This is a genomic window from Erwinia sp. 1181_3 (assembly GCF_052824965.1).
Genome location: NZ_VTDE01000006.1, coordinates 59,153 through 81,856 on the forward strand (window position 1 = coordinate 59,153; position 22,704 = coordinate 81,856).

A 22,704-nucleotide genomic window follows, 5' to 3' on the forward strand; every position below is an offset into this window, starting at 1 on the left:
AAGTGCAATTTTTGAATAAGCTAATTATTAATTAGTATTAAGAATACGCATACACACTAATTCATAATGCGTTTTTCATATAATCCATTATATGCATTGAGATGACGAAAAGGGGCTTAATCATGTCAGCAAAGGGTGCAAACAAAACCGGTTTAGACGCGTTGCAACAACGCCTGGCTGAGGATTTGTCTTTGCTGGAACTGCCCGCCAGGCCCTGGGTTCCCACACGTGTTTACCATGGTACCGCTGTGCGTGACGTGGTGGTGATTGGTGGCGGTATGTGCGGCCTGGCTACCACGGCAAAGCTGATCCTGAGCGGGATCACCAATGTCGTTGCCTATGATGCCGCGCCTGCCGGGCTGGAAGGGCCGTGGGTAACGTTTGCCCGTATGGAAACACTGCGATCCCCCAAAACGCTGCACGGCCCGGCACTCGGCCTGCCGCAACTGACCTTTCGTGCCTGGTTCACGGCGCAGTGGGGAGCAGAAGCCTGGGAAGCGCTGGATAAAATTCCGAAAGGTCAGTGGATGGATTATCTGGTTTGGTATCGCCAGGTGCTGGCGCTGCCCGTGCGTAACAATGTGCGCATGACCAGCATCACTGCAGCGGACGATCTGATCGCTATCGATCTTGAGGGCGCAGAAACGGGCCGGGTCTATACCCGGCATCTGGTGCTGGCAACGGGACGTTCAGGGCTGGGCGGCTTTGCCGTTCCTGATTTCCTGCAAGGGGTCGACCACGCCCTCTGGGCACACTCTGCCGATGATATCGATTTCGCTGCACTGAAGGGCAAGCGCCTGGCGGTGATCGGGGCGGGTGCATCATCGATGGACAATGCCGCTGCGGCACTGGAGTCCGGTGTCGGCTCCGTTGACCTGCTGATCCGCCGCAAAGAGATGCCACGCATCAACAAAATGACCGGCATCGGCAGCCAGGGCGTGGTGCACGGTATGCATCTGCTGCCTGACGCGTGGAAATGGAAGTTTGTCGACTACACCAACACCACCCAGACGCCGCCGCCACGCTCCTCCACCCTGCGCGTTTCCCGTCATGCAAATGCCCGCTTCCTGCTCGATTGCGGTATCAGGGCGGTTGAAGAAAACGCGGGCGCGCTACGCATTGACACCACTCAGGGTCCGCTGCATTACGATTTTCTCATCGCCGCCACCGGCTTTTCCAATGACTTTAACGGCCGCCCGGAATTTGCTGCCATAGCGCCGCATATCCGCACCTGGTCGGATGGCCGCTACACGCCGGAAATGGGTGCACCGCGCCCTGGCATGCTGGCGTCACCGGACCTGGGGCCAACGTTTGAATTCCGAGAGCGTGTACCGGGTGCCTGCCCGATGCTGGCGAATATTCACTGCTTTAACGATGCCGCCATGCTGACGCACGGGAAGGTGTCCGGTGATATCCCGGCGGTCAGCGCCGGGACAGAACGTCTTGTGCGCGGCATTGCCGCTGCATTATTTGCTGAAGATGTCGATGCACACTTCACCAGCCTGATGGCTTATGACATCCCAGAACTCCAGGGAGATGAATGGACTGATTCCACTCCCCAACTTCAAAAGGATAACGCATTGTGATTGATGCTATCGACAAGGCGGCAGGCCTTGCCGCCGAGGATGCACTGTACGCAACCCGGCGTTTTCGCCCGGAATTTGTTCAGGGGGCCGAACTGTGCCGTCTCTCGGTGCTGCACCCCGAAAACGATCAGGGTCTGTCTGCGGCATGGCGCCATGGGGTGGCCCTGCGCATCGTCACATTGAATGCGGATACAGCACTGATAGCCGAATACAGCGCACAGCTGGCGGCGTTGACGCCTGACGGCACGCTGCTGGCTTTCGCCAGTGGAGCATCCGTCTGCGACGAACCGCTGGCGACCCTCGCTCGCCATGTTGACCGGATCACACTGACTCCGGGTGAAGCCAAAGCCGATGATATCGCCCGGCTGGCCGGGGCGGGCTTCAACAATCCGCAGATCGTCGCGCTATCTGAACTGATTGCCTTCGTGAATTTCCAGACCAAAGTGGCCAGCGGTTTGCGCCTGATGAGGTTGTTATGATCCCATCTGTTACCCTGAAGCCCCTGACCTGGCACCCGCATATCGCTCCGGTCGAGCTGTCTGAAGCCACGCCACAGCAGATTGAAGCGATGAAGGTCACGCCATCGAATAAGAAGGTCTCGGAATATGTGCGCACGCTGGCGCACGACCCCGAGAGCTACGTAGCCCGTACCGTGCTGTTCAATGCCATTATGTATGTTGACGGCGGTTTGCCCCATGCCGACCGCGAACTGGGTGCGCTTGGAGCGTCAATGGTGAATGGCTGCAAGTTCTGCGCCGTGGTTCATGCGCGCCGCCATGCCAACCTGACCAAAAGCAACGACGTAGTCAGCGCACTCTATTTCGATAAACCCGAGCAGCTCGGCCCACGCGATGCGGCGATCCACCGCTTTGCCCGTCGTCTGTCGGCCGTGCCCTCGGAAGCGACGGCGGAAGATATCGCCCTGCTGAAATCCGTTGGCATGGATGACGTCGACATCGTCGACCTGATCCACGCCATCTCCATCTTCGGCTGGGCAAATCGCCTGATGCACGTTCTCGGCCACGCCGATAGCGGAAACTGAAGCACCTTAACGCCACCTGTGCCAGGAAACTGACCAACATGCTTGAACTTGACAATATTAAGCTCGCCTACGGTAGCTCAGAAATTCTGAAAGGCGTGAACCTCTCGGTGAAACGCGGTGATGTGCTGTCGATTATTGGCCCAAGCGGCACCGGGAAAACCACGCTGCTGCGCTGTATTAACTATCTGGCGAAGCCTTCATCCGGCAGCATCACATTCGATCAAATCCGCATGGATTATCAGTCCGTCGACAAAAACGCCGTTCAGGCGATCCGTCTGCGTACCGCCATGGTATTCCAGCAGTTTAACGTGTTTAAAAACATGACGGTCATTCAGAACGTGATGGATCCGCTGATTGTCGTACAGCGTAAGTCTGCTGATGAAGCGCGTAAAATTGCCCTTGAAGAACTGGAGCGCGTCGGTTTGTCTGACAAGCGCGACCACTATCCGTCTCAGCTTTCCGGCGGGCAGCTTCAGCGTACCGGCATCGCCCGTGCGCTGGCGGTGCGGCCGGATGTGATCCTCTTCGATGAACCGACCTCCTCACTGGACCCGGAGCTGGTCGGCGAAGTACTGAAAGTGATCAAAGAGGTGACTTCATCGGGGATCACTTCGCTGCTGGTCACCCATGAGATGCAATTTGCTAAAAATGTCTCAAACCGCATCGTGTTTATGGATCAGGGCGTTGTCGCGGCGGAAGGTAGCCCGACGGAGATTTTTGACACGCCGTCAAATCCACGACTCGCGCAGTTCCTCCAGTCCGAAACAACGCTCTACTAACTAAAAGGATAATAACAATGCCTGCAAACACTACCCCTTTCCGTCGTCTGACCCTGGCATTACTTGCCGGTGTCGCCATCGCGGCATCCGGCATGGGTTCCGCCTCTGCACAGACGCCTGTACGCGTTATTAAAGTGGCTACCGCTGCAGAATCTAAGCCGCTCTCCTGGGGCGCCATCGGCCATGAACCCCAGGGCTACGAGCCCGATCTGTTGAGAGCGATTAACGCCAAACTTCCGCAGTATCGCTTCGAGCTGGAAGGGGCCGCGGATATTGCCCAGGAAACCGGGCTGGCCACCGGCAAATACGATATGGCGACCGGCGGTTTCTACACCGCTCCGGCACGCAGCAAGCAGTTCCTGATCCCGGCCACCCCGATGGGGGCCAGCATGATGAAAATCTACAGCCGCAAGGACAGCAACATCAACACCATGAAGGATCTGGTGGGTAAGAAAATTGTTCCGGTCACTGCCGGCGGTGGCGTCTATAAATTTGTGACTCAGTGGCAGCAAGAGAACCCGAACGATGCGGTGAAAATCTCAGCGTCCAGTGCCGGTATTCCTTACCCGGACCGTCTGAAAGAAGTGCAGCGTGGTAAGTACGATGCCCTGATCCTTCCTTCAAACCTGGGTGAGCAGACGGTTATCGAAACACAGAAACTCGATATCAAAGCCAGTGAGCCGGTGTCAATCAACAATACCTACGTGCTGATCCACCGCTCAGAAGAGAACCAGCGTCTGTCAGATGATATTGATGGCGTGCTGAAAACGCTGAAAGCCGATGGCACTCTCGACAAACTGTCGCAGAAGTGGTTCGGCGAAGACGTGGTGAAGTACATCAAGTAACTCTGACGATGGCCCGGCGTTGCCGGGTCAACGGTCAATGCCGACATTATTAGCAGGAGTGTTTCACCATGGATCTTACCGTCATGATCCCAGAGCTACTCTCGGCCTTGCCGTTAACGCTCGCGATTATGTTTGTAGCGCTCATCGCTGGCTTCGTGCTGGCGCTGATTGCCACAACCTTCAGGATTCGCAGGGTACTGGTGCTCAGCCAACTGGCCGACCTTTACGTCTCCTATGCCCGCAGCGTGCCGGTGGTATTGCAGCTGTTCGTGGCGTTCTACGGCCTGCCTGTTTTTGTTGCCCTGTTTGATATGAAAGATTTCGTCACGCCCACGCTGGCGTCAATGGTTGGGCTGAGTCTGTATCACGGCGGCTATCTGTCAGAGGTGATTCGCCCGGCCTGGCTGGCGGTTGAACGCGGCCAGCATGATGCCGCAGACAGCCTGGGTTACAGCTTCTGGCAAAAACTCACCCGCGTCGCCGGGCCACAGGCATTGCACATTGCGTTACCGGGTTACGGCAATGCGGTGATCTACATGATCCACAATGTGGCGCTGGTGATGTATATCGGGGCTGCCGATATCATGGCGACCGCGCACCTGGTGATGGAGCGGGATTACAACCAGTATCAGTTCAGCACCTATCTGGTGTTGGGGGTGATTTACTCCCTGCTGTGCCTGATTTCCTGGCTGATTGTGCGCGTCTTCGAGCGTCGGTTCTCTCGCTACACCTCGAAAACCGCCCCGTCCAGAATTAAGCTCACGGCGAGCATCTGACTGAAGAAGGTGATTAACCATGTTTGATTTAGATGTCTTGCTGCCGGATTTTTTAAGCATTATGGACGCTGTGCCATTAACGTTGATGATGGCCGTGACGATTTTTATCTTCTCGACGCTGACAGGGGGTCTGTTTGCCCTGATCGAATACCGACAAATCCCGGTGCTGCGGCAACTGGTTGTCGGTTATAAGGTGGTGTTTAAAGGCGTGCCGATGGTGGTGATGATTTTCCTTGCCTACTACGGCCTGCCTCCGGCACTGCATTTCAGCGCATCGCTGGTCGGTGTTGACTATAACGGCCATTCCATGCCGAACTGGGTAATCGTTATCGTGGCGCTCACGGCCTGCGTGGCCGCCTTCCAGGCCGAAGTGATCAAAGGGGCGCTGAACTCCTTTGATACCGGGCAGTCGGACGCCGCGCGTTCGCTGGGCTACTCCAACGGCCAGCTGTTCCGCCGCGTGCTCTTTCCTCAGACGATCATTGCCGCGATCCCGGATCTGGCAAACTCCTTTATGGTGATCATGAAGGCGCTCTCGCTGGCCTTCGCCATTGAAGTGGTGGATATCTTTGCGCAAGCACAGCTGACAGCGGCACTGAACTATTACTACCTGGAAGCGTTCCTGGTGGCGGTGGTGTTCTATATGGTGATCGCCTGGGTAATCACCAAAGTGGCCGATAAACTGGAAGCACGGCTCAGGATCAGAACCTGATTATTGCGGGTTTCACAAAGGATCATCGCCCTGGCAGGTTGCCGGGGCGATTGTCGTCAGGCGCACTGACAGCAGAAAGTTACTTCTTGGTTGCAGACGGGGAAAACCGTTTCACCCGGCTGGTGGGGAGGGTATTGGCGGGATCATCAGGCCACAAATGCTTTGGATAACGCCCTTTCATCTCTTTTTGCACTTCCCGATAGGCACCCGACCAGAATGCTGCCAGGTCCCGCGTGATCTGCAACGGCCGATGCGCCGGGGATAACAGCTCCAGTACCAGCGGCACGCGTCCGTTCGCCACGCTTGGGTTCTTCGCCTCGCCGTACATCTCCTGCAAACGCACCGCCAGCGCCGGGGGCTTATCCTGATGATAGTGAACAGGTAAGCGGCTGCCGGTGGGCACGACATAATGAGTCGGCAGTACCGCGTCCAGCTGCTGGCGCTGCGCCCAGCTCAGCAGCTGCGATAGCGCGCTGGTCACATCGAGCTGTCGCAATCCTTTACCATCACGCACACCGCTCATTGCCGGCAGCAGCCATTGTTCCAGCGATGCCAGCAACGCAGGCTCCTCTGCATCGGGCCAGCCCCCTTCGGGCAGCCATTGCGCGGCACACACCAGACGTAACCGCAGCTGTTCTGCCTGCGGGGTCCAGTTAAGCACCGACAGCCCTTTCGCCCGCACCCAGCGCAGCATCGCGGTATGCAGCTCACCCTCTTCGGGTTTTGCCAGCGGCTGGGATTTCAATACCAGCTGGCCGATCTGCTCGCGCCGCCAGGCACGCAGGGTGCCTTTTTCTTCATCCCATTCAACGTCAGTCTGCTGCTGCACCAGCTCAGGACACTGGCTGACCAGACGCTCAATATCCAGCGGTAACGCCTGTAACATACGTGCATCCGGCTGGCTGTTTCCCTGCAACAGGGCGGGGGCGATCAGCCATTCATGGCGAGTTAAACCGTCTTCACGATCGAGCGAAGCACCGCTGCCGTTCGCTAACTGATAGCGCCCGTCCACACCCCGCCGCCGTGCAATCCGGTCTGGAAACGCCGCCGCCAGCAACGGCGCAATAAGATCGTCGTCAGCCCGTCCTCCGGTGATGTTTAACCGTTGCTGAAGCTGACGTGCGCGGCGCTGCCACTGTGGCAGGCGGCGATGAAAACTGTCACGCAGATCCGTGCTGCCGCGCACCGGCTCCTCCAGCATCGCCACCAGCTCCGCAGCGGTGGCAACCGCATTCGCCTCCTGCCCGGCCGCCATCAGCAGCGCGGCAAAGCGCGGCTCACTGCCCAGCGTCGCCATTTTTCGCCCGCGCGACGTCAGGCGGCCTTCATCATCGGTTGCGCCCAACTGGCGCAGTAACTGACGGGCGGCCGCAATCCCTGCCGCCGGAGGCACATCCAGCCACTTCAGCTGGCTGACCTCCTGGCATCCCCACTGCAACAGATCGAGCCACAGCGCAGCCAGATCGCTGTTGAGGATTTCCGGCTCGCTATGAGCAGCGGCACGCTCCGCCTGTTCACGGGCAATCAGATGCAGACAGATGCCGGGCTCCAGACGCCCGGCACGTCCGGCGCGCTGGGTCATCGATGCCTGGCTGACGCGCTGCGTTTGCAGGCCAGTCACGCCGCTGCGCAGATCAAACTGCGCGCTACGTTCCTGAGCGCTGTCCACCACCAGGCGAATGCCTTCAATCGTCAGGCTGGTTTCCGCAATATTGGTCGCCAGCACCACTTTACGCCGCCCGTCAGCGGAAGGCAGGATCGCCCGGCGCTGTTCCGCCAGCGACAGCGCGCCGTAAAGCGGGCAGAGGTCAACATCGCTGGCGACTCGTTCGGCCAGTTGCGTTTGCACGCGCTGAATTTCGGCCACGCCGGGCAAAAAAAGCAGCATCGAACCCGACTCTTCATTCAATAACTGGCTGGCCTGCCGCGCCACCGCCTCTTCAAAACGCAGGTTGGTCGCCAAAGGCTGATAACGGCGCTCCACCGGAAATGATCGCCCTTCTGAGCTGATCAACGGTGCCTCGGGTAACCTTTCGCGCAGCCGTGAATTGTCCAGCGTCGCAGACATGATCAGCACTTTAAGGTCATCACGTAATCCGCCCTGCACATCCAGCAGCAGCGCCAGCGCCAGATCGCCTTGCAGGCTGCGTTCGTGGAACTCATCGAGGATCACCAGCGACACACCGTCCAGCATCGGGTCCTGTTGCAGCATGCGCGTCAGTATCCCCTCCGTCACGACGTCCAGGCGGGTATGTTTTCCGCTGCGGCTTTCACCCCGCATGCGGTAACCCACGGTGGCACCCGGCTCTTCCCCCAGCAGTTCGGCCAGCCGTTGCGCCACATTTCGCGCCGCCAGCCTGCGGGGTTCAAGCAGCAGAATACGCCCGTCAAAACCGGCCTGTTGCAGGATCTGCAGCGGCAGCCAGGTGGATTTCCCGGCCCCGGTGGGCGCAGCCAGCAATACCTGCTGTGATGTCTGCAAGGCGGCCAACAGCTCAGGTAATACGACACTGACGGGTAATGAACTCACGTTTTGCTCCAGAACAACATGGTCTAATTTTTGCGGGCATTGTAGCATTGCCCGCGAGGGATTGACCGCAGGACGCAATGCGTGTTTGCAACTATCCACCCTATTCATCTGCCTGTCACATTTCTGCGCAACGCTACGCAGCCTGACGTGCTGCTGCCGGGCAATTTACGATAAGGAATTCCTATGGAATTTACGCCCGGACTGCTGTCAGCACGACTGGTTAAACGTTATAAACGCTTTCTGGCCGATATTGTGACGCCCGAAGGAGAGGCCCTGACCATCCATTGTGCCAATACCGGTGCGATGACCGGATGTGCCACGCCGGGCGATACGGTCTGGTACTCGACATCGGCCAGCCTGACGCGGAAATATCCGCACAGCTGGGAGCTGACGCACACGCAGCAGGGGCACTGGATTTGTGTTAATACCCTGCGCGCTAATGGACTGGTACGTGAAGCACTCGCCGCCGATCGGATTCCAGAGTTATCCGGTTACGATAAAATCGTACCTGAAGTGAAATACGGCAGCGAAAACAGCCGGATTGACTTCCTGTTACAGGCGGATAATCGCAGTAACTGCTATATTGAAGTCAAATCCGTGACGCTATTACAGCAGGGTAAAGGGTATTTTCCGGATGCGGTGACCGAGCGTGGCCAGAAGCATTTGCGCGAACTCATGCAGATCGCGCAATCGGGCCATCGTGCGGTACTGTTCTTCGCCGTTCTGCATTCGGGGATTGAGGACGTTTCCCCGGCGCGTCATATCGATGTACGCTACGCGGAACTATTGGCACAGGCACAACAGAGTGGCGTTGAACTGCTCTGTTATAAGGCGCAGTTATCACCCGAAGGGATCAACCTGCACAGCCCCCTGACGGTAGAGTTGTAAAATTTAGCGCAATTTGTTTTGATACGGCAAATCTGCATTTCCAACCGATTTCAAACGGCAGAAAAAGGGCAACCGAAAGAATCTCCCAATGCTTACATCATGTTAAGTGCAGGGGGAAAAAGAAGAAGCCAACATCGCTGTGGATTGAGAGAGGAAGATGAGCCGCGCTAAATACGCTTTTCCTCACATGCTTGTCAATAGATGTTCAGGAATAATTGCTAACCTTGACCGCTTCTGTTATTTATAGCGGCCTGTTTTTTCCCCTTAGTGGGATCGATACCCGAAGATTCGGGTTGCAGGATGGCTGCTAACGCACCTGCAGCTTAAAGACAAAGGGTGTAGTGCGTGTTATCCAGGAGAAACAACATGCAAGAAGGGCAAAACCGTAAAACATCGTCCCTGAGTATTCTCGCCATTGCTGGTGTGGAACCATACCAGGAGAAGCCGGGCGAAGAGTATATGAACAAAGCCCAGCTGGAGCACTTCAAGAAAATTCTTGAAGCCTGGCGTAACCAGCTTCGGGATGAAGTGGACCGCACTGTTTCGCATATGCAAGATGAAGCCGCTAACTTCCCGGACCCCGCTGACCGCGCAACTCAGGAAGAAGAGTTTAGTCTTGAACTGCGTAACCGTGACCGTGAGCGCAAGCTGATCAAAAAGATCGAGAAGACGCTGAAGAAAGTGCTGGATGACGATTTTGGCTACTGTGATTCCTGTGGTGTTGAAATCGGTATTCGTCGCCTTGAAGCACGTCCAACGGCTGATCTTTGCATTGACTGCAAAACGCTGGCGGAAATCCGCGAAAAACAAATGGCCGGTTAACGGCGCATTGATTGTGCAGTGAAGCAGGGAGCGGTTTCCGCTGCCGCTTCACTGCCTCTCTTATTCATGATGTCATCATCTTATATTGGGCGCTTCGCCCCCTCCCCGTCTGGCGACCTGCATTTCGGCTCACTGATTGCTGCTTTAGGCAGTTACCTACAGGCACGTGCGCAACGTGGCCTCTGGCGTGTCCGTATTGAAGATATCGACCCTCCCCGCGAAATTCCCGGCGCCGCAACGCGTATCCTGAAGCAGTTGGAAGATCACGGGCTGGAATGGGATGGCGATGTGCTGTGGCAGTCGCAACGCCATGACGCTTACCGTGCAGCACTCCACGATCTGCAACGGCAGGGTCATTGCTATTACTGCACGTGTACCCGTAGCCGGATCCAGCAAACAGGCGGACTGTATGACGGCCACTGCCGCACGCTAGGTCATGGCCCGCATCAGGCTGCGCTGCGTTTAAAAGTCGACCATCCGGTGCTGGCGTTTAACGATCGGCTGCGCGGGCGGGTTGAGGCCGATCCTGCACTGGCACGTGAAGACTTTATTATTCATCGCCGTGATGGGCTCTTTGCCTACAATCTGGCGGTGGTGGTCGACGACCATTTTCAGGGCATCACTGAAGTGGTGCGCGGGGCAGACCTGATTGAACCCACGGTGCGCCAGATAACGTTGTATCAACAGTCTGGCTGGACTGCGCCCGCACATTTACATCTGCCGCTGGTGCTTAATCAAGACGGCAATAAACTGTCCAAGCAAAATCATGCCCCGGCATTGCCCGCAGGGGATTCGCGTCCGGCCCTGGTTGACGCATTGCGTTTTCTCGGCCAGACCGTCACCGCTGGCTGGCGCGATTTAACGCTAACAACACTATTACAGCAGGCCGTTGATGGCTGGGATTGCGAAAAAATCCCCATTAACGATGCCAGGCTGGCGCATACCGCGACTTCGGCATTCTCAAACGGCTCACTCTGAGCTATGATTAGCCGCTGTTTTTACTGACCAGATTTCAATGTCACTATCGAGGTGTCCCATTTTTACCCGAGTTGCTAATTTTTGCCGGAAAGTCCTCAGTCGTGATGAGGTGGCGCCAGCCGTGGTCGAGGAAGTGCGCCAGATGGCCATCGTTCCGCGTGACGCCCATAACATCTCGCGCAAGGACATCAGTGAAAATGCCCTCAAGGTTCTGTATCGCCTGAATAAAGCCGGATATGAAGCCTACCTGGTAGGCGGCGGCGTGCGCGATTTGTTGCTGGGTAAAAAACCGAAAGACTTCGATGTGACCACCAATGCCACGCCGGACCAGATGCGCAAGCTGTTCCGCAACTGCCGCCTGGTTGGCCGTCGCTTTCGTCTGGCACACGTGATGTTTGGCCCCGAAATTATCGAGGTTGCCACCTTCCGTGGGCATCACGAAGCCGAACAACAGGTTGCCGATGACCGCAACAGCTCGCAGCGCGGCCAGAACGGCATGCTGCTGCGCGACAATATTTTTGGTTCAATTGAAGATGACGCCCAGCGCCGCGATCTGACCATTAACAGCCTGTATTACAGCGTGGCTGACTTCTCCGTACGTGATTACGTTGGTGGGCTCAGCGATCTGCAGCAAGGCATTATCCGCATGATCGGCGACCCGGAAACCCGCTACCGTGAAGACCCGGTGCGTATGCTGCGCGTAGTGCGTTTTGCCGCCAAACTGGATATGAGCATCGCGGCCGAGACAGGTGAACCTATCCCGCGTCTGGCAACGCTGCTGAATGATATTCCCCCGGCGCGTCTGTTTGAGGAAACCCTTAAACTGTTGCAGGCGGGCTACGGCCACAATACCTACCTGAAACTGCGTGAACACCAGTTGTTCCAGCCGTTGTTCCCAATCATCACTCGCTACTTCACCGAACAGGGTGACAGTAATATGGAGCGGATGATCCTTCAGGTGCTCAAAAACACCGACAGCCGCATCCACAACCAGATGCGTGTTAACCCGGCGTTCCTCTTTGCCGCCATCTTCTGGTACCCACAGCTGGAAGCGGCACAGAAAATTGCTCAGGAAAGCGGCCTCGCTTATTACGATGCCTTCGCCCTGTCGATGAATGATGTGCTGGATGAAGCCTGTCGTTCGCTGGCGATCCCGAAACGTATTACCACGCTGGTGCGTGACATCTGGACGCTGCAACTCCGCCTGTCACGCCGTCACGGCAAACGTGCGTGGAAGCTGATGGAGCATCCTAAGTTCCGTGCCGCCTACGACCTGCTGGCACTGCGTGCTGAAGTGGAACATAACCACGAGCTGCAACGACTGACCACATGGTGGAGCGAGTTCCAGGTTTCTGCGCCACCGCAGCAGAAAACCATGCTCAATACCCTGGGCGACGATCCGGTGCCACGCCGTCGTACGCGCCGTCCGCGTAAACGCGTACCGGGCAGCCCACGTCGCGATCATAATAACGACGCATGATCCGCGTTTATCTGGCGCTGGGCAGTAATCTGGCCGACCCGTTGCATCAGGTGCAGTCTGCACTGAATGCGCTGGCGGCCATTCCCGATACTACGTTGGTTGCCACCTCGTCCCTCTACCGCACCCCACCTTACGGTCCGCCGGATCAGCCTGATTTCCTCAACGCCGCCGTGGCGCTGGATACCCGACTTGACGCTGAATCCCTGCTGAACCATACCCAGCGTATTGAGCTGGAGCAGGGCCGCGTACGTAAAGCACACCGCTGGGGGCCACGCACCCTCGACCTGGATATCATGCTGTTTGGTGAGCAGACGCTGAACACGCCGCGCCTGACAGTGCCGCATTATGATATGCACAACCGCGCCTTTATGCTGCTGCCGTTACTGGAGATAGCGCCAGAGCTTTGCCTGCCAGATGGCACGCGGCTGGCGGATATTCTGGCCACCCTCGACAGCAGCAGTATCCGGCGCTGGTAAAGCATAAGGGTCGGGCATGCCCGACCCCTACGGAAAAATCGCACGTCTGTTCCCACCCCAACGGAAAAATCGCACGTCTGTTCCCACTCCACGGGAAAATCGCACGTCTGTTCCCACCCCACGGGAAAATCGCACGTCTGTTCCCACTTCTACGGGAAAATCACACGTCTGTTCCCACCTCTACGGGAAAATCACACGTCTGTTCCCTTACCCGTAGGGGCGAGGCACGCCTCGTCCGCGACAGTGCTGACATGCCTCACCCGCGACAGTGCTGACATCCCTCTTCCCTTCCTTTAAGATACTGCCCAACTGGATTTTATTAGGTGGAATGATGAAACCGACAACTGTCTCGACCCTGCATCAGTGGAAACAACAGGGGCGTAAATTCGCCTCAATTACCGCGTACGATTTCAGTTTCGCCAAACTCTTTGCCGATGAAGGCATTGAAGTGATGCTGGTCGGGGATTCGCTCGGCATGGTCGTACAAGGCCATGACTCCACACTGCCCGTGACGGTTGCAGATATTGCCTATCACACTCAGGCAGTGCGCCGTGGCAGCGCCAATGCCCTGCTGCTCGCCGATCTGCCGTTTATGAGTTACGCCACACCGCAACAGACTTTTGATAACGCCGCGCAGTTGATGCGTGCCGGGGCCAATATGGTCAAACTGGAAGGCGGGAAATGGCTGGCAGAAACGGTAAAACAGCTGACTGAACGCGCAGTGCCCGTTTGCGGGCATCTGGGTCTGACGCCCCAGTCGGTCAATATTTTCGGCGGCTACAAAGTCCAGGGGCGCTCCAGCAGCGATGCTGACCGCCTGCTGGATGATGCGCTGGCGCTGGAAGCCGCAGGTATGCAGCTGGTCGTACTGGAGTGCGTGCCGGTTGCACTGGCGCAGCGTATTACCGAAGCACTGACCATTCCAACCATCGGCATTGGTGCGGGTAACGTTACCGATGGTCAGATCCTGGTGATGCACGACGCCTTTGGCATCACCGGCGGCCATATCCCCAAATTCGCCAAGAACTTCCTCGCTGAGGCTGGAGAAATCCGCGCTGCAGTGCGCCAGTATGTGGCAGAAGTGGAAGCCGGAAGCTATCCGGCTGCCCAACACAGTTTCCAGTAACCGAGGAGTAAGCCGTGCTGATTATTGAAACCCTGCCGATGCTGCGTCGTGAAGTGCGGCGCTGGCGCCAGGATGGCAAGCGTATCGCGCTGGTTCCCACGATGGGTAACCTGCATGACGGGCATATGACGCTGGTCGACGAAGCACGCGCGAGTGCCGATATCGTCGTGGTGTCGATTTTCGTTAACCCGATGCAGTTCGAACGCGCTGATGACCTGGCACGCTACCCGCGTACGTTGCAGGAAGATTGCGAAAAGCTGAATCGCCGTGGCGTTGACCTGGTGTTCTCTCCTGCCCCTGGCGACGTTTACCCGCAAGGTCTGGGTGAACAGACCTTCGTTGAGGTTCCCGGCCTCTCCACGCTGCTGGAAGGTGCCAGCCGTCCCGGTCACTTCCGTGGCGTCTCCACCATCGTCAGCAAGCTGTTTAATCTGGTGCAGCCCGACCTCGCGTGCTTTGGCGAAAAAGATTATCAGCAACTGGCGCTGATCCGCAAAATGGTGGCGGATATGGGCTACGATATTGACATCGTTGGTGTGCCAACCGTGCGCGCCAAAGATGGCCTGGCGCTCAGTTCGCGTAACGGTTACCTCACCGCCGATGAGCGCAAAATTGCGCCCGTGGTGAGCAAGGTCATGAACGGTATTGCGGAAAAACTGAGCCAGGGTGAACGCCATGTGGACACACTGATTGCAGAGGCCGAAAACGCCCTCAGCGATCAGGGGTTACAGCCTGACGGCCTGGCGATTGTCGATGCCGATACGCTGCGACCGCTGAATGTCGACAGCCAGCGCGCAGTCATCCTGATGGCGGCGTGGTTGGGTAAAGCGCGTTTGATTGATAACCAACAGGTTGATCTGACGCAGTAGACAGCCGCGCCCTCTCAGGCAATACTGACGACCGTTTTTTTGAATTGATTGCAGAGTGACTCTTTATGAAACGTACTATGTTGCAGGGCAAACTTCACCGGGTCAAAGTGACTCAGGCGGACCTGAATTACGAAGGTTCCTGCGCCATCGACCAGGACTTCCTCGACGCTTCCGGCATTCTGCAATACGAAGCGATTGATATCTATAACGTGAACAACGGCCAGCGTTTTTCCACCTATGCGATTGCTGCCGAACGGGGTTCAAAAATCATTTCGGTGAACGGTGCGGCAGCGCGCTGTGCCTGCGAAGGGGACCTGCTGATTATCTGTTCTTACGTGCAGTTGTCCGATGCCGAAGCGCGTGAATGGCAGCCTAAAGTGGCCTATTTTGAAGGCGACAACCAGATGAAGCGCCTGGCGAAAGCCGTGCCAGTTCAGGTCGCGTAAGTGATATTTAACGGGCCGATCGGAAAAATGATCGGCCCCTTTGCGACCTGTAGGGATTGACCCTCTTTTTCGGTCAACCCGCTATCTCACATTAAGTACGTAACCCGCGTCCACGCTGAATTAACACCCACACCAGCGCATAGAACACCACGATAAACGCCACCAGCACGCCCAGCGTAAACACCAGAGGCACATCGTTAATCCCCAGGAAACCATAGCGGAAGCCACTGATCATATAGACAATCGGGTTCAGCTTAGACACCATCTGCCAGACCGGTGGCAACAGCGTCAGCGAGTAGAACACGCCCCCCAAATAGGTCAGCGGCGTCAGCACAAAGGTCGGGATCAGACTGATATCATCGAAGGTCCGGGCAAATACGGCGTTCAGCAGACCCGCCAGTGAGAACAGCACCGCCGTCAGCACCAGCGTAACCGCCACCATCAGCCATGAATGCACCTGGAACGGCACGAAGAACAGTGAAATCGCCGTCACCAGCACACCCACACAGATACCGCGCGCCACACCGCCGCCCACGTATCCGGCAATGATCACGTGCGTCGGCACCGGTGCCACCAGCAGTTCTTCAATGTTGCGCTGGAACTTGGCGCTGAAGAAGGATGAGGCCACGTTGGCATAGGCATTGGTGATCACCGCCATCATGATCAAACCCGGCACGATAAACTGCATATAGCTGAAACCGTGCATTTCACCGATGCGCGAACCAATCAGGTTGCCGAAAATAATGAAATAGAGCGTCATAGTGATCACCGGCGGCACCAGCGTCTGAATCCAGATGCGCGCGAAACGATTCACTTCCTTGCCCCAGATGCTTTTCAGCGCCACCCAGTACAAATGTGTCATGCTTTATCTCCTTTGCGACCGTTCACCAGGTCGACAAACAGCTCCTCAAGACGGTTGGCTTTGTTGCGCATACTGAGCACCTGAACCCCCTGATGACTCAGCTGGCTGAACACACTGTTCAGCCCCTGCTCACGCAGCACTTCCACTTCCAGCGTTGAGGTATCCGCCAGACGATACTGGAACCCTTCCAGCTTCGGCAGCGGGCTTTTTGGCGCGAGGTCGAGGATAAAGGTTTCTGATTTCAGCTTAGAGAGCAGGCCTTTCATCGAGGTGTTTTCCACCAGCTCACCGCGCTGGATAATGCCGATATTGCGGCACAGCATCTCGGCTTCTTCCAGATAGTGGGTGGTGAGAATAATGGTGGTGCCCTGGGCGTTCAGCTCCTGCAGGAAAGTCCACATTGAGCGACGCAACTCGATGTCGACACCCGCGGTGGGTTCATCGAGGATCAGCAGCTTAGGCTCATGCATCAGCGCACGGGCAATCATTAAACGGCGCTTCATCCCACCGGAGAGCATCCGCGCACGTTCGTTGCGTTTCTCCCACAGATCCAGCTGTTTGAGATACTTTTCAGCGCGTTTCTGCGCTTCCGGTTTTTCCACGCCGTACAGTCCAGCCTGGCTGACCACAATCTGTAGCACCGTTTCAAACTGGTTAAAGTTGAATTCCTGCGGCACCAGGCCCAGTTGACGCTTAGCGTTAACCACATCCTGCTGGAGGTCGTAGCCAAACACGCGCACCTTACCGGCGGTTTTATTGACCAGCGAACTGATAATGCCAATGGTGGTGGACTTCCCTGCGCCGTTAGGTCCCAGCAGTGCATAGAAGTCACCGGCTTCTACCGCAAGGTCGATTCCTTTGAGCGCCTGAACCCCACCTGCGTAGGTTTTGGTTAGCTTTTCAAGCTCCAGTGCATAAGTCATAGATTAAAGAGTGCCCTGTTTTGTTGTGGTTTCTTGTTTGTCATTTTCAATTGCGCCGCATTACCCTATATTACTGTACGCATTTCGAGTTATTGGCCGACACCATTATGAAAGACATTGATACCCTTATCAGCAACAACCGCCAGTGGTCCAGGTTGCTGAAAGAGGAAGATCCCGGTTTCTTTGAGCGCCTTGCTCAGGCACAAAACCCCCGTTTTCTCTGGATTGGCTGTTCAGACAGCCGTGTACCTGCCGAGCGCCTGACCGGGCTGGAGCCGGGTGAACTGTTCGTTCACCGTAACGTCGCTAACCTGGTGATCCATACTGACTTAAACTGTCTTTCGGTCGTGCAATACGCGGTTGAAGTGCTGGAAGTGGAACACATTATTATTTGTGGTCACTACGGCTGCGGCGGCGTTAAAGCGGCAGTTGAAAATCCAGAGCTTGGCCTGATCAACAACTGGCTGCTGCATATTCGCGATTTGTGGTACAAGCATAGTTCGTTACTGGGTGAGCTGCCGCCAGAAAAGCGTTTCGACAAACTGTGTGAAATCAACGTGATTGAGCAGGTATATAACCTGGGTCATTCGACCGTGATGCAGTCAGCGTGGAAACGCGGGCAGAAGGTCAATATTCATGGCTGGGTTTACGGCATCATGGATGGTTATCTGCGCGATCTGGGCGTCAGCTCAACCAATCGTGAAACCCTGGAACAGCGCTATCGCCAGGGCATTGCTAACCTGCTCAATGACCCGGACCTTAATCCTTAAGCGGCACATATTATTATAGGCCGGAGGATCCGGCCTTGGTCGATTGTGCTCTGCCGGATTATTCGTCCAGCATGACCACTTTGCCCACATAGGGCAGGTGGCGATAGCGCTGAGCGTAGTCAATACCGTAGCCCACCACAAACTCATCGGGGATGGCGAAGCCAACATATTCTACTGGCACATCCACTTCGCGACGCGACGGTTTATCCAGCAGGGTACAGATCGCCAGCGACTTTGGCCCACGCAGGCTGAATATCTCACGCACTTTGCTCAACGTATTACCTGAATCGATAATATCTTCGACGATCAGTACGTCTTTGCCACGGATATCTTCATCCAGATCTTTCAGGATTTTCACATCACGCGTGCTTGAGGTGCCATTGCCGTAGCTGGACGCCGTCATAAAGTCGACTTCGTGAGAAACATCGATCGTGCGGCACAGGTCGGCCATAAACATAAAGGAGCCACGCAGCAGGCCCACCAGCACCATGTCGCTGCCGCTGTCACGGTAGTGGTCACTGATTTGCTTGCCGAGTTCGGCAACGCGGGATTTGATCTCAGCTTCGGAGATCATCACTTCAACGGTGTGTTTCATAGATAGTGGTTCGTCGATTGCTCAGGGAAAGCGGTGAAGTTTATCACACTTCAGCGCTTTCCCTCACTGTTGCGCAACGTCGCTTACTCACTTCTCGCCACAGACATATAGACTGCCATACGTTCAGATAGCCCTATTTCATATGGCTTTTTGATTTAACCATAGAGCGATTATTCATTTATCTCTCACTCCTGCCCCATGCTAGCTTATGCGCAACAATAATAAGTCACAGGCCTGATAGCCGGAGTTTGCATGCCTTCTTCACATTCGAAAAAAACACGTATCGGTAACCGCGAGCTACATCCTGAAACCCAGATGCTCAACTATGGCTATGATCCGTCATTGTCAGAAGGCGCGGTCAAACCGCCGGTGTTTCTCACCTCCACGTTCGTATTTAACAGCGCAGAAGAGGGGCGGGACTTCTTTGACTATGTTTCCGGCCGCCGTGAACCGCCAGCCGGAGAGGGCAACGGGCTGGTCTACTCGCGCTTTAACCATCCGAACAGCGAAATAGTTGAAGACCGCCTGGCAATTTATGAACGCACCGACAGCGCTGCGTTGTTCTCTTCCGGCATGTCAGCGATCTCCACCACCCTGCTGGCTTTCGTCAAACCGGGCGATACCATCCTGCATTCACAGCCGCTGTATGGCGGCACGGAGACGCTGCTGAGTAAAACCTTCCGTAATCTGGGCGTTTCGACGCTTGGCTTTGCGGATGGTGTGAACGAAGCCGTGGTGCAAGCCGCCGCTGAAGAAGCGATGAAGCTGGGACGGGTATCGGTGATCCTGATTGAATCCCCGGCAAACCCGACCAACAGCCTGGTGGATATTGCGCTGATTAAGCGTGTAGCCGACCATATTGAGCGCCAGCAGCAGCATCGCCCGGTGATCGCCTGCGATAACACCCTGCTCGGCCCGGTGTTTTCACGCCCGACGGAACACGGTGCCGATATTTCTCTCTACTCACTGACCAAATACGTAGGCGGCCACTCCGACCTGATTGCCGGAGCCGCCATGGGCAGCAAGGCGTTAATCCGCCAGGTGAAAGCCCTGCGCAGTGCCATTGGCACCCAACTGGACCCGCATTCCAGCTGGATGATTGGTCGCTCGCTGGAGACGCTGGCGCTGCGTATGGAGCGCGCCAACGATAACGCCACGGCGGTTGCTGAGTTCCTGCGCAGCCATCCGCAGGTGGAGCACGTCCATTATTTGCCGTTCCTGGACCCGGCCTCCCCAGAGGGCAAGGTGTATACCACTCAGTGCAGCGGCGCAGGCTCGACCTTCTCCTTTGATATTCGCGGCGGCGAGGCAGCAGCGTTCCGTTTCCTCAACAGTCTGCAACTGTTTAAGCTGGCGGTGAGCCTGGGCGGCACCGAATCCCTCGCCAGCCACCCGGCCAGCACCACCCACTCCGGCGTACCGCTTGATGTGCGCAACCGTTTTGGTATCACCTCATCCACCATTCGTCTGTCGATTGGTATTGAGAATAAAGATGATTTGATTGAAGACGTCAGGTTATCGCTGGGCTAAACGTGTTATCCGCAGCGCAGAGAAGCTCTCGTTTGTAGAGCGCGAGATATAACGTTTTGCGCTGCGCCAGCCCAATGTTGGGGCGGACCCTTTTTTCCGGTCCGCCCTTTCTAAACTGCCTGTACGGCAGTGAACAAGCAGAAGAGAACAAATAGTGCATATTGCATTTTCTAAGCTGCCTGTACGGCAGTGAACCCGTTAGCTTACAACGCTAACCTGTTAACTTAATTACCTTTTATCACTTTTTATCATGCCAGACCCTTTTTTCATCGCCATATCCCTATACTGATATAAATCAGTTAGATAAAAACACATCTAAAAAAAGGGTCTGTCACACCGTGGTGATTACGCCACGGTAAAGCCCAGCATCATGCCGGTATCTTCATGCTCCAGCAGATGGCAGTGCGCCATATAGGCATTGGCGGCATCGGCCTGATGGTTGAAGCGCACCAGCACCTCGCTGCGCCAGCCCTCAACACGAACGGTGTCTTTCCAGCCGCTGCGATGTGCGACAGGGGGTTTGCCATTTTCCGACAGGATACGGAACTGGGTGCCGTGAATATGGAACGGATGCAGCATCTCATCGCCTTCACCTGAAATGGTCCACTTCTCATACACGCCCTTCGCGACCTCAAACGAGGGTTTATCCATATTAAAGGCCACGCCGTTGATCTGATTACCGTTATGGAAATCATAGCCTTTCACTGGTTTTGCATGATCCATTCCGGCCATGTTGCCGTGATCCATTCCAGCCATATCAGATTTCGCCGGGCTTGCCGGTTTATCGCTGTCGTGCCCGTCCATCGCCATACCCGCCATTGACGCATGTCCGTATTTTTCCATCAGCGCCATCATGCCGCGACGGTCGAGTTCCGGATCCATCATTAATTGCATCCAGCGAGTTTTAAGCCCGTCAGTCGCAGGAACAGCGGGCATATCCACCAGCTTGTCCGGTAGCGTTCCGCTGGCCAACACCCGCAATGGGTTGATCGACAACACCGGCAACGGCTGATCAAAGGGCTTCAGTGTCATGCCCATCTGACGCACCGGCAGCGTTTGCAGATCGAAAGGTTTACCGTCAGAGGTATCTACCAGCACTTCATAACGTTCACCCGGCAGCATCGGCAGCTCGCTGACCTGCACGGGCTCAGCCAGCAGGCCGCCATCACTGGCAATCACATACATCGGGCGCTGATCGCTGGTGGTCAGATTGAGCGAACGGGCATTACAGCCATTTAGCAGACGCAGGCGCAGCCAGCCTCGCGGTACGCCGGTCTGCGGGTAGATAGCCCCATTCGTCAGCATCGTGTCGCCAAACCAGCCCACCGCCGCACTCATAATATCCAACTGGTAATCGATCTGGCTGCCGTCAGCACTCAGTCGCTTATCCTGTAAAATCACGGGAATGTCATCAACGCCCCACTGTTTGGGCAGCAGCAGCTTGCCGCTTTCCGGGTCGTTGATCAGCACCAGCCCAGCCAGTCCTTGCGCGACCTGGTAACCGGTACGGCCATGTTGATGCGGATGGAACCAGCAGGTCGCAGCCGGTTGATCGGGCGTGAATGTCACCCGGCGGCTGCTGTTCGGCGCGATCCGCGCCTGTGGCCCACCGTCGACGTTGCCCGGCAGTTCCAGACCATGCCAGTGCACCGTCGTCGTTTCGGGCAGACGATTATGCACGGTGATGTTGACCTCTTTGCCACGATCCAGTTGGATCGCCGGGCCAAGCAGGCTGCCATTATAGCCCCAGCTTGGCACGTTTTTACCGCGCCACAGGCTGTTACCGGTCTGGGCAATCAGGGTGATTTCACTGCGCGCATCGGCCGTCAGTAACGTGGGTATCGGCAACAGCGGGCGCTGTTCAGCCGCCATTAATGAACGGCTCCACAGGGGCAAGGCACTGGCTGCGCCGATAGCGGCGCTTAATTTGATAAAATCACGACGTTGCATCATCCATTCCTTATTCAGTCCTTGTGTAAGATGTCTGTGTCAGATATCGATAGCGACTGACAGCATAAACCCTGCCCCAGTGGGAAGGTCAAGCCCGTTAAAAGATTGCGGGATAAGCCCTTCAGGACTTTTCTGTCTTAAAAGTGGCTGGCACCCGGCCTGAACTGTGCTAACGTCAAGCTATTGCACACGTATGAGATAAACCATGAAGAAAAGCATCAAGGCTCTGTTGCTGTTAGGGCTGTTTGGCTTCTCCTCCACCAGTTTCGCCCTCAGCGAATCGGAAGCAGAAGATTTGGCAGATTTAACCGCCGTATTTGTTTATTTGAAAAACGATTGTGGTTATCAGGATCTCCCCGACGGGCAAATTCGCCGTGCATTGGTGTTTTTCGCACAGCAAAATCGTTGGGATTTAACCAATTACAACAGTTTTAATATGAAAGCATTAGGTGAAGACAGCTATCGCGATCTCAGTGGTATTGCCGTACCGAACGATACTAAGTGTAAATCTCTGGCGCGTGACTCTCTGAGCCTGCTGGCCTACGTGAAGTAATCGTTCTCTCGCCCTCCTGCTGCTGATTTGACCGTGCAACTGCGGTCATTAATCGCTATGATACTGGCCCATTTTTCGCGGCTGTTATATTCGCCCTGATTCAGCCTGCACCTGCGCAGGCCGCGTTTGCTCCCCCGTCACACAGTGTTCACACGGGTGCCGCCGG

At 56.0% G+C, this 22,704-nt stretch carries 23 protein-coding genes; 18 read left to right on the plus strand and 5 right to left on the minus strand.

Annotated features, from left to right (window positions below; translation table 11 throughout):
- The first annotated feature begins 122 nt into the window (after positions 1 to 122).
- From FY046_RS15950 to FY046_RS15980, 7 genes are all read left to right on the plus strand, one after another.
- Entirely contained in the window at positions 123 to 1,586 is a 1,464-nt protein-coding gene (locus tag FY046_RS15950) for an NAD(P)-binding domain-containing protein (protein ID WP_133842216.1), read from the plus strand.
- On the plus strand, positions 1,583 to 2,065 hold the full coding sequence (locus FY046_RS15955; protein ID WP_446186278.1) for a CMD domain-containing protein: 483 nt from the start codon (positions 1,583 to 1,585) through the stop codon (positions 2,063 to 2,065). Before FY046_RS15950 ends, FY046_RS15955 begins: the two co-directional genes overlap by 4 nt.
- Positions 2,062 to 2,628 carry a peroxidase-related enzyme gene (locus FY046_RS15960; protein ID WP_167863203.1) on the plus strand — a complete coding sequence of 189 codons (567 nt, stop codon included), beginning with the start codon at positions 2,062 to 2,064 and terminating at the stop codon, positions 2,626 to 2,628. The genes FY046_RS15955 and FY046_RS15960 overlap by 4 nt, the downstream gene beginning before the upstream one ends.
- Before the next feature lie 38 nt (positions 2,629 to 2,666).
- Positions 2,667 to 3,407 carry an amino acid ABC transporter ATP-binding protein gene (locus FY046_RS15965; RefSeq protein ID WP_200643777.1) on the plus strand — a complete coding sequence of 247 codons (741 nt, stop codon included), beginning with the start codon at positions 2,667 to 2,669 and terminating at the stop codon, positions 3,405 to 3,407.
- 17 nt (positions 3,408 to 3,424) lie between these two features.
- A complete protein-coding gene (locus FY046_RS15970; protein WP_133842220.1) occupies positions 3,425 to 4,252 on the plus strand; it encodes a transporter substrate-binding domain-containing protein in 828 nt (275 codons plus the stop codon).
- A 68-nt stretch (positions 4,253 to 4,320) separates the two neighbouring features.
- On the plus strand, positions 4,321 to 5,028 hold the full coding sequence (locus tag FY046_RS15975) for an amino acid ABC transporter permease (protein WP_133842221.1): 708 nt from the start codon (positions 4,321 to 4,323) through the stop codon (positions 5,026 to 5,028).
- 19 nt (positions 5,029 to 5,047) lie between these two features.
- Positions 5,048 to 5,740, plus strand: coding sequence for an amino acid ABC transporter permease (locus tag FY046_RS15980; protein WP_133842222.1), 693 nt, complete (start codon positions 5,048 to 5,050; stop codon positions 5,738 to 5,740).
- Positions 5,741 to 5,819: 79 nt separating this feature from the next.
- Here FY046_RS15980 and hrpB read toward each other — a convergent pair whose 3' ends face one another.
- Positions 5,820 to 8,270 carry an ATP-dependent helicase HrpB gene (gene hrpB / locus FY046_RS15985; RefSeq protein WP_446186279.1) on the minus strand — a complete coding sequence of 817 codons (2,451 nt, stop codon included), beginning with the start codon at positions 8,268 to 8,270 and terminating at the stop codon, positions 5,820 to 5,822.
- Positions 8,271 to 8,453: 183 nt separating this feature from the next.
- On the opposite strand from hrpB, the gene sfsA reads away from it, so the two are divergent.
- From sfsA to panD, 8 genes are all read left to right on the plus strand, one after another.
- A complete protein-coding gene (gene sfsA, locus FY046_RS15990) occupies positions 8,454 to 9,158 on the plus strand; it encodes a DNA/RNA nuclease SfsA (RefSeq protein ID WP_133842224.1) in 705 nt (234 codons plus the stop codon).
- 366 nt (positions 9,159 to 9,524) lie between these two features.
- Positions 9,525 to 9,980 (plus strand): RNA polymerase-binding protein DksA, encoded by a 456-nt coding sequence (gene dksA, locus FY046_RS15995; RefSeq protein WP_133842225.1) that lies wholly within the window; start codon positions 9,525 to 9,527, stop codon positions 9,978 to 9,980.
- 69 nt (positions 9,981 to 10,049) lie between these two features.
- Positions 10,050 to 10,958 (plus strand): tRNA glutamyl-Q(34) synthetase GluQRS, encoded by a 909-nt coding sequence (gluQRS, locus tag FY046_RS16000; RefSeq protein WP_167863215.1) that lies wholly within the window; start codon positions 10,050 to 10,052, stop codon positions 10,956 to 10,958.
- A gap of 58 nt (positions 10,959 to 11,016) precedes the next feature.
- Positions 11,017 to 12,438, plus strand: a complete 1,422-nt coding sequence (gene pcnB / locus FY046_RS16005) for a polynucleotide adenylyltransferase PcnB (RefSeq protein ID WP_207105627.1) — start codon at positions 11,017 to 11,019, stop codon at positions 12,436 to 12,438.
- Positions 12,435 to 12,914 carry a 2-amino-4-hydroxy-6-hydroxymethyldihydropteridine diphosphokinase gene (gene folK / locus FY046_RS16010; RefSeq protein WP_133842227.1) on the plus strand — a complete coding sequence of 160 codons (480 nt, stop codon included), beginning with the start codon at positions 12,435 to 12,437 and terminating at the stop codon, positions 12,912 to 12,914. The genes pcnB and folK overlap by 4 nt, the downstream gene beginning before the upstream one ends.
- 331 nt (positions 12,915 to 13,245) lie before the next feature.
- Positions 13,246 to 14,040: a 3-methyl-2-oxobutanoate hydroxymethyltransferase gene (gene panB / locus FY046_RS16015; protein ID WP_133842702.1), complete on the plus strand. Its 795-nt coding sequence runs from the start codon at positions 13,246 to 13,248 to the stop codon at positions 14,038 to 14,040.
- A gap of 14 nt (positions 14,041 to 14,054) precedes the next feature.
- A complete protein-coding gene (gene panC, locus FY046_RS16020) occupies positions 14,055 to 14,909 on the plus strand; it encodes a pantoate--beta-alanine ligase (protein ID WP_133842228.1) in 855 nt (284 codons plus the stop codon).
- Positions 14,910 to 14,974: 65 nt separating this feature from the next.
- Positions 14,975 to 15,355 carry an aspartate 1-decarboxylase gene (gene panD, locus FY046_RS16025; protein WP_446186280.1) on the plus strand — a complete coding sequence of 127 codons (381 nt, stop codon included), beginning with the start codon at positions 14,975 to 14,977 and terminating at the stop codon, positions 15,353 to 15,355.
- Between the two features lie 91 nt (positions 15,356 to 15,446).
- On the opposite strand, the gene FY046_RS16030 is transcribed toward panD, so the two are convergent.
- Entirely contained in the window at positions 15,447 to 16,217 is a 771-nt protein-coding gene (locus tag FY046_RS16030) for an ABC transporter permease (RefSeq protein ID WP_159336910.1), read from the minus strand.
- The gene (locus FY046_RS16035; RefSeq protein ID WP_133842231.1) at positions 16,214 to 17,140 is read right to left on the minus strand and encodes an ABC transporter ATP-binding protein; all 927 of its coding nucleotides are present in this window, start codon (positions 17,138 to 17,140) and stop codon (positions 16,214 to 16,216) included. The genes FY046_RS16030 and FY046_RS16035 overlap by 4 nt, the downstream gene beginning before the upstream one ends.
- Positions 17,141 to 17,247: 107 nt before the next feature.
- On the opposite strand from FY046_RS16035, the gene can reads away from it, so the two are divergent.
- Positions 17,248 to 17,910 carry a carbonate dehydratase gene (can, locus tag FY046_RS16040; RefSeq protein ID WP_133842232.1) on the plus strand — a complete coding sequence of 221 codons (663 nt, stop codon included), beginning with the start codon at positions 17,248 to 17,250 and terminating at the stop codon, positions 17,908 to 17,910.
- Positions 17,911 to 17,968: 58 nt separating this feature from the next.
- Here can and hpt read toward each other — a convergent pair whose 3' ends face one another.
- Positions 17,969 to 18,505 carry a hypoxanthine phosphoribosyltransferase gene (gene hpt, locus FY046_RS16045; RefSeq protein ID WP_133842233.1) on the minus strand — a complete coding sequence of 179 codons (537 nt, stop codon included), beginning with the start codon at positions 18,503 to 18,505 and terminating at the stop codon, positions 17,969 to 17,971.
- Between the two features lie 252 nt (positions 18,506 to 18,757).
- Here hpt and FY046_RS16050 point away from each other — a divergent pair, with 252 nt between their 5' ends.
- A complete protein-coding gene (locus FY046_RS16050; protein ID WP_446186281.1) occupies positions 18,758 to 20,035 on the plus strand; it encodes a cystathionine gamma-synthase family protein in 1,278 nt (425 codons plus the stop codon).
- 345 nt (positions 20,036 to 20,380) lie between these two features.
- Here FY046_RS16050 and cueO read toward each other — a convergent pair whose 3' ends face one another.
- On the minus strand, positions 20,381 to 21,985 hold the full coding sequence (cueO, locus tag FY046_RS16055) for a multicopper oxidase CueO (protein WP_339507351.1): 1,605 nt from the start codon (positions 21,983 to 21,985) through the stop codon (positions 20,381 to 20,383).
- A 205-nt stretch (positions 21,986 to 22,190) separates the two neighbouring features.
- Here cueO and FY046_RS16060 point away from each other — a divergent pair, with 205 nt between their 5' ends.
- Positions 22,191 to 22,538 carry a YacC family pilotin-like protein gene (locus FY046_RS16060; RefSeq protein WP_048914955.1) on the plus strand — a complete coding sequence of 116 codons (348 nt, stop codon included), beginning with the start codon at positions 22,191 to 22,193 and terminating at the stop codon, positions 22,536 to 22,538.
- The last annotated feature ends 166 nt before the right edge of the window (positions 22,539 to 22,704 follow it).

Excerpts from the sequence above, each read along its gene's own strand:
- FY046_RS16035 (WP_133842231.1), bottom strand. The coding sequence starts at position 17,140 with ATGACTTATGCACTGGAGCTTGAAAAGCTAACCAAAACCTACGCAGGT.
- panD (WP_446186280.1), top strand. The coding sequence starts at position 14,975 with ATGAAACGTACTATGTTGCAGGGCAAACTTCACCGGGTCAAAGTGACT.
- cueO (WP_339507351.1), bottom strand. The coding sequence starts at position 21,985 with ATGCAACGTCGTGATTTTATCAAATTAAGCGCCGCTATCGGCGCAGCC.
- FY046_RS15950 (WP_133842216.1), top strand. The coding sequence starts at position 123 with ATGTCAGCAAAGGGTGCAAACAAAACCGGTTTAGACGCGTTGCAACAA.
- FY046_RS15960 (WP_167863203.1), top strand. The coding sequence starts at position 2,062 with ATGATCCCATCTGTTACCCTGAAGCCCCTGACCTGGCACCCGCATATC.
- FY046_RS15965 (WP_200643777.1), top strand. The coding sequence starts at position 2,667 with ATGCTTGAACTTGACAATATTAAGCTCGCCTACGGTAGCTCAGAAATT.
- dksA (WP_133842225.1), top strand. The coding sequence starts at position 9,525 with ATGCAAGAAGGGCAAAACCGTAAAACATCGTCCCTGAGTATTCTCGCC.
- folK (WP_133842227.1), top strand. The coding sequence starts at position 12,435 with ATGATCCGCGTTTATCTGGCGCTGGGCAGTAATCTGGCCGACCCGTTG.
- FY046_RS16060 (WP_048914955.1), top strand. The coding sequence starts at position 22,191 with ATGAAGAAAAGCATCAAGGCTCTGTTGCTGTTAGGGCTGTTTGGCTTC.
- gluQRS (WP_167863215.1), top strand. The coding sequence starts at position 10,050 with ATGTCATCATCTTATATTGGGCGCTTCGCCCCCTCCCCGTCTGGCGAC.
- FY046_RS16030 (WP_159336910.1), bottom strand. The coding sequence starts at position 16,217 with ATGACACATTTGTACTGGGTGGCGCTGAAAAGCATCTGGGGCAAGGAA.
- panB (WP_133842702.1), top strand. The coding sequence starts at position 13,246 with ATGAAACCGACAACTGTCTCGACCCTGCATCAGTGGAAACAACAGGGG.
- FY046_RS15975 (WP_133842221.1), top strand. The coding sequence starts at position 4,321 with ATGGATCTTACCGTCATGATCCCAGAGCTACTCTCGGCCTTGCCGTTA.
- FY046_RS16050 (WP_446186281.1), top strand. The coding sequence starts at position 18,758 with ATGCCTTCTTCACATTCGAAAAAAACACGTATCGGTAACCGCGAGCTA.
- sfsA (WP_133842224.1), top strand. The coding sequence starts at position 8,454 with ATGGAATTTACGCCCGGACTGCTGTCAGCACGACTGGTTAAACGTTAT.
- FY046_RS15970 (WP_133842220.1), top strand. The coding sequence starts at position 3,425 with ATGCCTGCAAACACTACCCCTTTCCGTCGTCTGACCCTGGCATTACTT.
- FY046_RS15980 (WP_133842222.1), top strand. The coding sequence starts at position 5,048 with ATGTTTGATTTAGATGTCTTGCTGCCGGATTTTTTAAGCATTATGGAC.
- can (WP_133842232.1), top strand. The coding sequence starts at position 17,248 with ATGAAAGACATTGATACCCTTATCAGCAACAACCGCCAGTGGTCCAGG.
- hpt (WP_133842233.1), bottom strand. The coding sequence starts at position 18,505 with ATGAAACACACCGTTGAAGTGATGATCTCCGAAGCTGAGATCAAATCC.